The organism is Stenotrophomonas sp. YJH_SMC_133, assembly GCF_059370655.1.
Genome location: NZ_JCAFTW010000026.1, coordinates 1 through 11,753, shown reverse-complemented (window position 1 = coordinate 11,753; position 11,753 = coordinate 1). Strand labels below are relative to the sequence as shown.

General features: G+C 66.8%; 7 protein-coding genes and 1 pseudogene. 4 read left to right on the top strand and 4 right to left on the bottom strand.

What is annotated here, in order from left to right; all coding sequences use genetic code 11:
* The coding region (locus tag AC5P78_RS20980; protein WP_139338732.1) for an integrase core domain-containing protein at positions 1-133 on the top strand (133 nt) is incomplete at its 5' end.
* 99 nt (positions 134-232) lie between these two features.
* On the opposite strand, the gene AC5P78_RS20975 is transcribed toward AC5P78_RS20980, so the two are convergent.
* Both AC5P78_RS20975 and AC5P78_RS20970 read right to left on the bottom strand, forming a co-directional pair.
* A complete protein-coding gene (locus AC5P78_RS20975; protein WP_012481461.1) occupies positions 233-940 on the bottom strand; it encodes a helix-turn-helix transcriptional regulator in 708 nt (235 codons plus the stop codon).
* On the bottom strand, positions 940-1,575 hold the full coding sequence (locus AC5P78_RS20970; RefSeq protein WP_012481462.1) for a Rossmann-fold NAD(P)-binding domain-containing protein: 636 nt from the start codon (positions 1,573-1,575) through the stop codon (positions 940-942). Before AC5P78_RS20970 ends, AC5P78_RS20975 begins: the two co-directional genes overlap by 1 nt.
* 106 nt (positions 1,576-1,681) lie before the next feature.
* Here AC5P78_RS20970 and AC5P78_RS20965 point away from each other — a divergent pair, with 106 nt between their 5' ends.
* Positions 1,682-3,220, top strand: coding sequence for a GGDEF domain-containing protein (locus tag AC5P78_RS20965; RefSeq protein ID WP_005411356.1), 1,539 nt, complete (start codon positions 1,682-1,684; stop codon positions 3,218-3,220).
* 107 nt (positions 3,221-3,327) lie between these two features.
* On the opposite strand, the gene AC5P78_RS20960 is transcribed toward AC5P78_RS20965, so the two are convergent.
* Positions 3,328-4,254: a DUF808 domain-containing protein gene (locus tag AC5P78_RS20960; RefSeq protein WP_495217353.1), complete on the bottom strand. Its 927-nt coding sequence runs from the start codon at positions 4,252-4,254 to the stop codon at positions 3,328-3,330.
* A gap of 207 nt (positions 4,255-4,461) precedes the next feature.
* Between AC5P78_RS20960 and AC5P78_RS20955 the strand changes: the two are divergent.
* Positions 4,462-6,108: pseudogene (locus AC5P78_RS20955) on the top strand (ABC1 kinase family protein); the annotation flags it as partial.
* 244 nt (positions 6,109-6,352) lie between these two features.
* On the top strand, positions 6,353-8,458 hold the full coding sequence (locus AC5P78_RS20950; protein WP_012481464.1) for a phosphoglycerol transferase I: 2,106 nt from the start codon (positions 6,353-6,355) through the stop codon (positions 8,456-8,458).
* Positions 8,459-8,994: 536 nt separating this feature from the next.
* On the opposite strand, the gene AC5P78_RS20945 is transcribed toward AC5P78_RS20950, so the two are convergent.
* Positions 8,995-11,424: a DUF3772 domain-containing protein gene (locus AC5P78_RS20945; RefSeq protein WP_049397258.1), complete on the bottom strand. Its 2,430-nt coding sequence runs from the start codon at positions 11,422-11,424 to the stop codon at positions 8,995-8,997.
* Positions 11,425-11,753: the final 329 nt, after the last annotated feature.

Below are 11,753 nucleotides of genomic sequence, written 5' to 3'. Positions count from 1 at the left end.
CTCGGACCAGCGCAATTCCGTGCTGACCCAATGGCTGCACCACTACAACTGGCACCGCCCTCACATGGGGATCGGTGGCCAGCCACCTATTTCCAGAGTCCTGCTGAACAACGTGGTGGGTTTACACAGTTAGTCGACTGCTCTTCCCTCAACCTGCCTAAAACTCCGCGCTGCGCGCGACAGTCGACTAACAGTCGACTCTACACGCCCCGGATCCCGGCTGTTGCTGTGGTTATGAACGGTCCAGCCAGTCCGGCGCGATGCCCTGCGCCTTCTGCCAGCGTCGCAGCAGGGTGGCGCGTGGCACGAGGTAGTGATCCTCCAGCACACGCGCCTGGCGGATGCGGTCCAGACGGAAATGGCGGAAATCCTCGCGGCGCTCGCACCACGCCGCCAGCATCGACACCTCATCGAAGTAGCCCAGCGCGAACGGCCAGACGATCCGCTCGCTGCGCTGACCGTGCGCGTCCTCGTAGCCGAACTTCAGGCGCCGCTGTGAACCGACAGCCTCTCGCACGGCCTGCAAGCGCCCAGCCGGCACCTTGGCCGCGGCGCGCGAAGGGCCAACGCGCAGGCCGCTGTCACGCAAGGCCTCGCGTCGCGCTGCAGGCAACACATGCGCGATGCGCGCCAGTGCATCACGCGCCGCCTCGGCCAGCGCCGGCTCGGTGCGCGCGGCGACCCAGCGCAGGCCGAGCACCAGCGCATCGATCTCGGCCGGCGGCAGGGTCATCGGTGGCAGGGTGTCGCTCGGCGCCAGCTGGTAGCCAACGCCGGCCTCGCCACGCAGGTCAGCGCCCTGCTCACGCAGGGTCTCGATATCGCGGTACAGCGTGCGCAGGCTGATGCCCAGCGCTTCGGCCAGCGTCTGCCCGCCCACCGGCCGCCGATGGCGGCGCAGCAGCTGCAGCAACTGGGTCAGGCGCAGCGCACGCGACATCAGCCGACCAGTGCGCTCGATGCAACCACGTGCTCACCCGGCTGCGGGGCCAGCGCGGCCTCGACCAGTGCCTTGGCGATCTCGCTGGCCGGGTTGATCCGCCACGCCCGTGGCAACATCGGCCCCAAAGCACCGAGCACCGTCAGCGCCAGGCGCTCGCCACGACGCACCTCGTTGCGCTCGCCCCCGATCAGCCCTGGGCGGACCAGGGTCAACGAATGGAAGCCCAGCGCACGAAGGTCACGTTCCAATTCGCCCTTCACCCGGCTGTAGAAGATCGACGACTGTGGATTGGCGCCGGCCGCGGAATTCAGCACATAAGTCTGTGCACCCTGTGCCTGCGCGAGCCGCGCGAACGCCAGCGGGTAGTCATGATCGATGCGGTGGAAAGCCTCGCGGCTGCCGGCCTGGGCAATGGTGCTGCCGAGCGCGCAGATGACCGCGTCCACGCGCGCCCATGCTGGCGAAGTGGGCAACGCATCGAAGGCCAGCACCGGGTTCTCCAGCTTCCCGTGGGTCATGCCCAACGGGCGGCGGGTGGGTGCCACCACGGCGCTGCAGCGCAGGTCGTCCAGCAGCCGGGACAGGGTCAGCCCGCCGACCAGGCCGGTTGCCCCCAGCAACATCACGCGCATCACCACCTCCACTGCGGCATCCTGTCGCCCATCCTAGCCGTTCAAGCCGTCGGCGGCCGCGCCGATATGCTGGAACCAGTCCCTGCCACCCCCCAGGATTCGCTCCATGACGGACCAGCCCGACCACCGCCCTGCCCCCGGTACCGCCCTTGGGCCGCCGGCACGCGTGCGCGCGGTGGTGGACGATGGGCTGGGCGACCGCGTGGTACTGCAGGGCGGTGGTGGCGTGGCACTGCAGCAGCTGTTCGCCGGCGCCGACGCGCCGGAACCGCTGCTGGCCGCCTTCGCCAACGGCATGGCCACCCTGCCCGGCGAACTGGGTGACATGGGCGACCGCCTGCAGTCGGCGCAGGCCAGTGCCGATTGGCCGCGCTACGGGCGTGCGATGCGGCAGCTGATCGACAAGTACATCCGCACCATCGAACAGCATTCGCCGGACGGACAGCCGGAAAGCCTGCGCCTGTCCGAGCAGCTGCGGCTGCTGCTGGGTGGCGCCGTGGTGGCCCTGCTGCAGCACGACCCGGATCTGCGCGAACAAGCGCAGGCGCTGGCCACGCGCCTGCGCCAGTGGCAGCCGGGTACCGCACTGGAGCCGATCGAACAGGGCGTGCGCGAACTCGGGCACCAGGTCGGCGTGCGTGCCGAGAGCTGGCAGGAGCAGCAGGCGCTGCTGCTGGAACTGTTCGCGCTGCTGTTGGAAAACGTGAGCGAGCTGCTGGACGACCGCAGTTGGCTGCAGGGCCAGATCGCGGCGGTGCGCCAGCTGCTGGACGGGCCGCTGGAAGCCGAGGCAGTCGAGCGCACCCGTGCCGAACTGCGCGAAGTGATCTACAAGCAGGGCCTGCTGCGCCAGGGCATCGACGATTCAAAGGCAGCCATGCGCGGGTTGATGGGCGAGTTCATCGAGCGCATGGATGGCATGGCCACCAGCACCGGCGAGTACCACGACCGCATCGGCAGCTACGCACTGCAGCTGCGCGAGGCGCGTAGCATCGCCGACCTCAACCAGCTGCTGCAGGACGTGATGCGCGACACCGGCAAGGTGCAGCAACAGGCCGCGCAGGCCCGCGATCACCTGGCCAATGCGCGGCAGGAAGTGGAACGCGCCGAACAGCGCATTGCCGAGCTGGAGCAGGAACTGCGTGCCGCCGGTGATCTGGCGCGCATCGATCCGCTGACCCAGGCGCTGAACCGCCGCGGCCTGGACGAACTGCTGCAGCGTGAACTGGCGCGTGCTGCGCGCAACAACTCACCGCTGGGCGTGGCGGTGATCGACCTGGATGATTTCCACCTGACCAACGAGGCGCACGGCCACGCCGGTGGCGATGCGTTGCTGCAGCACCTGGTGGCCGTTTGCAGGCTGCTGCTGCGCGCCACTGACGGCATCGCACGGCTGGGTGGCGATGAGTTCGTGCTGGTGCTGCCGGAAACCCAGGGTGCCGACAGCATGGCCACCGTGCAGCGCCTGCAACGCTCACTGGCGCACCGCGTGCTGACCGTGCAGGACCGGCGCGTGCCGGTGCACTTCAGCGCCGGGCTGGCGCAATGGCAGCCGGGCGACGATACCGAGGCTTTGCTGCGCCGTGCGGATGACGCGTTGTATGCGGCCAAGCGACAGGGCAAGAACCGCGTGCAGGCGGGCTGACCGTCCGGCCCGTCGCGAACCGCTTTGGTAGGTGCCAACCTTGGTTGGCGCGCGCGGCAAACGAAGCGCCGACCAAGGTCGGCCTCTACCTCGCGACCCGCCGGTGATTACTTGCCGCGCAGCTTCTGGAACCCGGTCACCGCCGCCAGCACGATGGCGCCGGCGATGATGCCGACCACCATGTTACCCACCGCGCTGACCAGCCAGCCCCACTGCCCCTCGCCGCCCATCGCCTGTACTGCGTGGTGCAGCGCCGGCACGTTGTGCACCAGGATGCCTCCGCCCACCAGGAACATGGCAATGGTGCCGGCCACCGACAGGAACTTCATCAGCCACGGCGCCGAGGCCACCAGGCCGCGACCGAAGGCGGCCACGGCCCCACCCTTGCGCGACAGGTACAGGCCGACGTCATCCAGCTTCACGATGCCCGCCACCAGCCCATAGACGAAGACCGTCATCGCCAGTGCAACCACGGCCAGCGTGACCAGCTGGTTGGTGAACGATGCGGTGGCGACCACGCCCAGGGTCAGTACGATGATCTCGGCCGAGAGGATGAAGTCGGTGCGGATCGCGCCTTTCACCTTGTCCTTCTCCCACGCCACCATGTCCACCTGCGCGTCGGCCAGCGCCTTGCGCCGCTCGGCCTGATGCTCGGCGTCGTCCTCGACTGAGTGCAGGAACCGATGCGCCAGCTTCTCAACGCCCTCAAAGCACAGGAACGCGCCGCCGATCATCATCAGCGGTACGATCAGCGGCACGTTCCAGCCGCGGCTGTGCAGCCAGGCCTCCAGCGCACTGATCGCCAATGCTGCCGGCACCAGGATCACCTTGTTGACCAGCGAGCCCTTGGCCACCGCCCACACCACCGGCAGTTCGCGGTTGGCGTTGACCCCGGTGACCTGCTGCGCGTTCAGCGCCAGGTCGTCGCCCAGCACGCCGGCGGTTTTCTTCGCCGCGACCTTGGTCAGGACCGAGACATCGTCGAGGAGGGTGGCGATATCGTCGAGCAGGGCGAACAGGCTGGCACCGGCCATGGGAAGTCCAGAGAGGGAATGAGCGGATTCTGACCGATCCGGTGTGGACTGCGGAAGACGTCGGATTCACCGCGTGCCCACCGCCCCCCGGCGACACTGCGGAATCCGGACATTGCCGGCCCGTGGCCGGCGCTACCTGTCTTCGTCGCATGGGAGTTCCGCTTGAGCAATCCGCCCACCGCCAATGGCAATCCTCCGCTGGTCAAAGGCATGAACCGGCGCAGCCAGATCCTGCGCCTGCTGATGCGCTATCGCCATTCAGGGGTGTTCTCGGGCATGAACCTGGATGCCGCAGGCAATCCAGCCGACGTTCCCGCGGACGGCAACCCGGAACAGTTCGTCAGCGATCTGGAAGCGCTGGGCCCGACCTTCGTCAAGCTGGGCCAGATGCTGTCCACGCGCCCGGACATGGTGCCGGTGGAGTTCGCCACAGCCCTGGAGCGCATGCAGGAAAAGGTGGCCGAGATTCCGGTCGAGCGTATCCATGCGATCGTCGAGCAGGAGCTGGGCGCACCGGTGAACAAGCTGTTCGCCTCATTCGATCCCGAACCGCTGGGCTGTGCCTCGATCGCGCAGGTGCATCGCGCGGTGCTGCACGACGGACGCCAGGTGGCAGTGAAAGTGCAGAAGCCTGAAGTGGCTGCACAACTTCGCTCGGACCTGGAGGCGCTGCGCAGCTTCGCGCTGGCCGCCGACCACCTGACCCAGGTAGGCCGCCGCGTGCGCCTGCGCGACTGGCTCAACGAGTTCGCAAAGACCCTGATGCAGGAGCTGGACTACCACGCCGAGGCCGAGAACCTGGCCCGTTTCGGCCGACACCTGAAGCCGTTCCGCCGCCTGTGGATTCCGCAGCCGCTGTGGGACTACAGCAGCCAGCGCGTGCTGACCATGGAACTGGCCACCGGCGTGCGCGTGGATGCGATTCCCGACGTGCGCCGCACCGAACAATCGATGGACCCGCTGGCGGCGGCGCTGATCCGCGGCTACCTGGACCAGATCTTCGTGCACGGCGAGATCCACGCCGACCCGCACCCCGGCAACCTGCGGGTGATGCCCGATGGACGGCTGGCGATCTTCGACCTGGGCATGGTCGCGCACATGCCGCCACGCCTGCGCGAGCGGCTGCTGAAGATCCTGTTCGCCGCAGTCGATGGCCGTGGCGAGGAAGTAGCCGACGATCTGATCAGCATCAGCACGCGGCTGGAGGCCTTCGACGAAGAGCGCTACCTGCGCGAGACCGGCCAGCTGATCGCGCGCTACGCCGCCAGCGGCAGTTTCTCCGAAGGCCGCGTGGTGCTGGACATGGTGCGCATCGCCACCGCCTGCGGCCTGCGCACCCCGCCGGAACTGAGCCTGCTCGGCAAGGCGCTGCTCAACCTGGAAACCGTATGCCGGTTGCTGGCACCCGAACTGGAGACCCGCCGCATCGTCGAGCGCCAGCTGCAGCATGTGATGCGTGCGCGCCTGAAGAAGTCCCTGTCGGCAGCCAACATCGCCAGCGAGGCGATGGAGCTGCAGCAGCTGCTGCGCGATGGGCCGCGCAAGCTGTCGGACATCATGGCGCTGCTGGCCGAGAACCGTCTGCAGATGAAGGTGACGGGCCTGGAAGAATCGCGGTTGATGGAGAACCTGCAGAAGATCGCCAACCGCGTGGCGGCCGGCATCATCAGCGCGGCATTGATCATGGCCGCCGCGATGATGATGAAGATCGACACCGGCTGGCATCTGTTCGGCTACCCGCTCATCGCCCTGATTCTGTTGTTCATCGGCGTAGTGCTCGGCCTTGGCATCGTGACCAGTGCATTGCTGTTCGATCGTCGCGCGCGGGCACGCGAAGAGCGCGGGCATCGCTAGCGAATCTGCGAAAACAACCGTATTCATGCGGTTTTTAATGCAATCCAACGAAGCCTTTCACGCTCGTTTTACCTACTGAGCGCGATTTCGCGCGCGTCATTCCAACAAACATTTCAGTCAGGTTCGTGCATGCACTATCGGGTCATCGGCCTGTCACATGCATGTGCTTGCGGCAGCGCCGGTCGGATGGACACGCGTCGGTACGACGTCCATCACCACCACCCCGTCACTGCCGAAGCTGCCTATGCTCTGGATACTGCTGCTGTCGTTGTTGCTGCTGTGCTGGTTGTTCCTCGCGTCCGGCAAATGGGTGTGGTGGAAGGCCAGTGCGTTCTCGCTGCTGCTGCTCACGCTCAGCGCATGGTGGCTGATCGACAAGCTGTCCGGTGATGGGCTCAACGCCGCCACGCTGTACCACCTCGGCGCCGACATGGAAGGCGCCGGAGTCTCCGACTTCAAGGGCTACATCGCCGGCTTCATCGTGCTGGCGCTGGTCTCGCTGCTGCCGCTGTTCGCCACGCGGGTGAAGCGCTGGCGCCGGCCCCGCCACGGTGGCGCGCTGTTCGCGGGCTTCGCGGCCGTGTGGGTGGCCACGATCATGATCAGCCCGCTGGCCCGCGACGGCCAACGCCTGTACCAGCAGCTCCGCCCGGTCGACTTCGCCCGCATCGCCCCCGAATACCAGGTGCCGACGCAGCCGCTGCAGCGCCCGCGCAACATCGTCTGGATCTACGGCGAGAGCCTGGAGCGCACCTACCTGGACGAGAACGTGTTCCCGGGCCTGATGCCCAATCTCAACCGGCTGGCGTCCGAGTCGCTGGACGTGCGCAACCTGGCCTCGGCCGAGGGCAGCGGCTGGACCATCGCCGGCCTGGTGTCGTCGATGTGCGGCGTGCCGCTGACCACCTCGCAGGGCGATGAGAACAGCATGGACCGGATGGGTAGCTTCCTGCCCAAGGCAGTGTGCCTGGGCGACTACCTGAAGCAGCAGGGCTATACCAACCATTACCTGGGCGGGGCCAACGGCCAGTTCGCCGGCAAGGGCCAGTTCCTCGCCAGCCACGGTTTTGACGAAGTGCATGACCTCGCCTGGTTCAAGCAGCAGAAAAAGATCGGCCGCATCCACTACTCCGCCTGGGGCGTGCACGACGACGTGCTGCTGGATACCGCCTACCAGCGCTTCGAACAGCTCTCGCGCGCCGGCTCGCCGTTCATGCTCACCACGCTCACCATGGACACCCACCACCCGGCGGGCCACCTGCCGGTGTCGTGCAAGGGCGAGCGCTACCAGAGCCAGTACGGCAACATCAACATGCTCAACGCGCTCAAGTGCAGTGACCGGCTGATCTCGCAGCTGGTCGAACGCATCCAGGCCAGCCCGTACGGCAAGGACACGCTGATCGTGATCGCCTCCGACCACCTGGCGATGCCCAACGATCTGACCCACATCCTGACCCGGCAGAAGCGCGAGAACCTGCTGCTGTTCCTCGGCGATGGCATTGCCCCGCAGCAGCTCAGCGCCGACGCCGGCACCACCCTGGATTCGGGTGCGACCCTGCTCAGCCTGTTGGACCCGAACTTGAAGACGATGGGCTTTGGCCGTTCACTGATCGATACCCAGCGCGCGCCCAGCGCCAGCGTGGCCACCCAGCGTGATGGCGGCCGAGATTACCCGCAGTACCTCGCCTTCGCCCGCTCGCTGTGGCTGGGTGAGCCGACCCGCGAGCTGAAGATCGATGGCGATGACCAGGTGGTGGTGGGCCTGCAGCACGTGCAGCCGCCGGTGCTGCTGGAATACGACAAGGACTGGGGATTGAAGTCGGTGTATCTGGAGAACACCTCGCGCCAGTTTGATGATGCCGACCCGGACAACACCCTGGCCTATGTCGACCGCTGCACCGCGTTCGAGGACGGCTCGGCCGATGGCGACTGGTGCGCCCTGCTGGTCAACCGTGACAACGGCATCAAGCTGTACCGCGACAACGACCTGCGTGGCGGCATTGCCGTGGACGCACCGCTGGACGCATTCCAGGGCCCGCGCCCGAGCGTGCGCCAGGCGCACATGATCACCCAGAAGGGGCGCCGCACCCGCGCCGGCCAGTACATGCTGCAGCTGGTGGCGAGCACGCGGCCGGATCGTGGTTTCTGGATCGAGGCGGTGTCCTCGCAGCGCAAGGTGGTGCTGGCCCAGCAGTGGGTGCAGCCCGATGCCAACGGCAAGATCAACGTGTCGTTCGGGCTGGACCACGAAGTGGATGATCTGGAGATCCGCGCGTGGTTGAACCATGCCGAGAAGCTGGCGGTGGACACGTTCGCACTGGTGCCCTCGCGCGGCCGACCGCGGGGGTAGGGCTCTTTGCAGGGCTGCGCCCTGCACCCGCCGAAGCAACGGCCGAAGCAAGAGCAACAGCAACGGCAACAGCGGGCATTCCGTGGTTTGGCGGGGCGGTGTCGGAGTGCGGGGACGCCGTAAATCCGTCCCTGGAGGCTTGGCAGCCGCATCCATGCGGCTGACACCCCGCACTCCGACACCGCCCCACCTCTGACAGTTCCTGCGGCTGTCGGTAGGTGTCGACCTTGGTCGACACACTCTGTCAGATATCGAAAATCAAGATCGGGTCAGATCCGTTTTCCTCCGGAAAACGGATCTGACCCCGAGAGCAATTCCAACAGATCGCGGGAGATTGTCGAAGGCGGGGTGGGTCCGGTTGCGGGAGTGTCCGCGGCATGGATGCCGCGGCCAAGCCCCCATGGACGGGTTTACGGCGTCTCCCGCAACCGGACCCACCCCGCCAAACCACGGAATGCCCGCTGTTGCTGTTGCTGTTGCTGTTGCCTTTGCTCCGGCTCGTAGCGGGTGCAGGGCGCAGCCCTGCAGAACACCCCCTACTCCTGCGGATCGCGGGTGATGTGGATATCGGTCGGGGTCGACAGCGGAATGTTCCGCTCCGCCAGTATCTGCAGTAGGCTGAAGTACAGATCGCTGCGGGTGGCGTAGACCTGCCGCGGGCTGGCCACGTACGCGAAGCTGTTGATGGTGATCTGGCCACCGGCAATGCTGTCGATGTAGACCGTCGGCGCCGGCTGCTTCAGCACGTTGGTATGCGCGGTGTACGCATCCAGCAACGCCTGCCGCAGGTTGCCGACATCGGTGCTGGGCGGCACCGCGAACTGGATCTGGATGCGGCCTTGGTTGTTGCCCATCGTCATGTTGCGCACGGTCTTGGTGACCAGCTCGGAGTTGGGCACGATCAGCGTCGACTTGTCGCCCACCTGGATCTCGGTCGAACGCAGGCTGATGCGGCGGATGTCGCCCTCCTGGTCGCCCAGCTTCACCCAGTCGCCGATCTTCACCGGGCGCTCGGCCAGCAGGATCAGGCCGGAGACGAAGTTCTGGGTAATCACCTGCAGGCCGAAACCGATACCCACTGACAGCGCACTGACCAGCAACGCCAGCTTGCTCAGCTGCAGGCCCATCGCGCTCAGCGCCCAGATCACCGCGATGATGATGCCCACGTAACGGGCAACGGTACTGACCGAGTTGCGTGCGCCCAGGTCCAGTTCGGTCTTGGGCAGGTAGGTGTCGGTCAGCCAGCGCTGCACCAGCTGGGTGATCGCCAGGCCGGCCAGTAGCGCCAGTACCGCCAACACGATCCCCGCCGGTGCCAGCTTGGTGCCACCGATATCGAATCCGGTCGTGAACAGTGAAGTGAAGCGCTCCACCACCGCGCCGATGTTGCCGAACGGTGCCACCAGGGCCAGCAGCGCGATCAGTACGACGATGGTACGCAACGCCGCCGACAGCAGCACGCCGGCCTGCTCCAGCCGCGATACGCTCAGGCCGGTGCTGAGCAGGATGGTCTGGCCAACCTTGCTGTCGGCGTTGAGCATCCAGGTGCTCAGGTCATCGACGAACTTGAACAGCAGGGTCGCGGCCAGCACCACGATGCTGCCGCCGATCAGCTGCTGGTTCACGAACTTGGCGAAGTTCAGGTAGCCCAGCAATGTGGCAATGATGGCCGCCACCACCGCGATGTTGCCCGCTACCCGGGCCAGTACCAGCCAGCTGCTGCGACGCACCGGCGTGGCCGCGCCCACGCCATCGGCCTGTGCCTCCAGCTTGGCCTCGGCCTCGGCGGTCTGCCGGCGATGCAGGCGTGCCAGGGTCACCAGCATGGCCATGATCAGGCCGAGGTAGGTCAGCGCAATCAGGCCGTCCAGCGCCACCGTGGTGACGTCGCTGGTACGCGTGGCCTGATCGAGGGCGACCAGCACCGTGCTCAGCCAGGCCAGCGCCGCCGCGCCCCACGCGTACTTGCGCAGCTTGAGTGCGGCGGTGTCATCCAGATTCAGCAACCGCCACGACGGACGCTTGGGTACCAGCATGCACGCGCTGAGCGCCGCAATGAAGGCGGCGCGGAAGGTGGCCGTCTCCAGGCCGTCGGCCACCACCTGCAGGCGCGGCGCGATCGCATCGATCGCATCGAGCGCTGCCATCAGCACCACCACGGCATAGCCGGGCAGCAGCGTACCGACCAGCAGCAGCCACATGGCCAGGCCGGAGCGGCGCAGGCGACCGTCCGGCGCACGCTCGGACGCCGCAAAGCGCCGCCCCAGCCTGCGCAGCCACAGCCGCAGCGGGAACATCATCACCAACGCGGCCAGCAGGCCCAGCAACGGCGTGCCCCAGCCATTGGCCCGGACACCAGCAACAAACGTATCGCGCCCCTGCTCGGCCAACGGCGCGACGCGTGCGATATCGATCGGCAGGCGCTCGGCCACCTTGCTCCACAGCGCCGGAGACAACGGCGAGGCGACCTTCTTCCCCATGTCTTCGGCGCGTTGCGCAGTGCGCTGCTGGTCGATGTCGGCTGCCAGCTGCTGGGCACGCACGGCACTGGCCTTGGCCTGCGCTACCGACGCGGCCAGGCCGTCGCGCTGTTTGGTGATGGTGCGTCGTTGCGCGGCCAGTTCCGGCGGTTCGGTGGTGCCTTCCGCAGGCGTGCCCAGCTGCGCCAGCTGTTCGCTGATCCGATCCAGCTGCGGCTGCAACGCCTTCTCCAGCGCTTCGGCATCGCGCCGGGCCTGCGAGGCATTCTCGGACAGCATCGCCAGTGTCTCGATGGCCTCTGCATCGCCCCGCTTGCGCTCGACCTCCTTCAGCCTGGAATCGATGTCCGCCAGTTGCTGCTTCGGCGTGGGGTCCTCATCCTGGGCCAGCACCGGTGCGGACAGCAGGAAGGCAGTGCACAGCAGCAGGGCCAGCCAAGGCCCCCGTGCACGGATCGATCGCAGGAAAGAAGACACGCCAGCCACACCGTTTCGCGCGGACCACCGCGCCTGCGCGCGACTATACGGCACAGGCGGTAAAGGCCGGATGGTGGGGCAGAGGACCACAGCCACCGTGATGGGAGCTTCGACGGGGTGATGGCGCGGGGTGGTCACGACGGGGCGATAACGGCCTGGCGATTGCGGCGGGGTGATCGTGGCCGGGCGAATCGACGGGGTAGAGTCGACTGTTAGTTGTGATCTCTCTGTACGTTGTTCATCCGGGACATCTTTGGAAAATGGTGGTTACCACACCTCTCCAGACCCCAAAGAGCCCGGATGAACCACCATAAAAATGCCCGTTTGACCGTCCATAG

What these genes read in the sequence shown, in the direction of transcription:
- AC5P78_RS20975 (WP_012481461.1), bottom strand. Translation starts at nt 940, where the DNA reads ATGTCGCGTGCGCTGCGCCTGACCCAGTTGCTGCAGCTGCTGCGCCGC.
- AC5P78_RS20970 (WP_012481462.1), bottom strand. Translation starts at nt 1,575, where the DNA reads ATGCGCGTGATGTTGCTGGGGGCAACCGGCCTGGTCGGCGGGCTGACC.
- AC5P78_RS20965 (WP_005411356.1), top strand. Translation starts at nt 1,682, where the DNA reads ATGACGGACCAGCCCGACCACCGCCCTGCCCCCGGTACCGCCCTTGGG.
- AC5P78_RS20960 (WP_495217353.1), bottom strand. Translation starts at nt 4,254, where the DNA reads ATGGCCGGTGCCAGCCTGTTCGCCCTGCTCGACGATATCGCCACCCTC.
- AC5P78_RS20950 (WP_012481464.1), top strand. Translation starts at nt 6,353, where the DNA reads ATGCTCTGGATACTGCTGCTGTCGTTGTTGCTGCTGTGCTGGTTGTTC.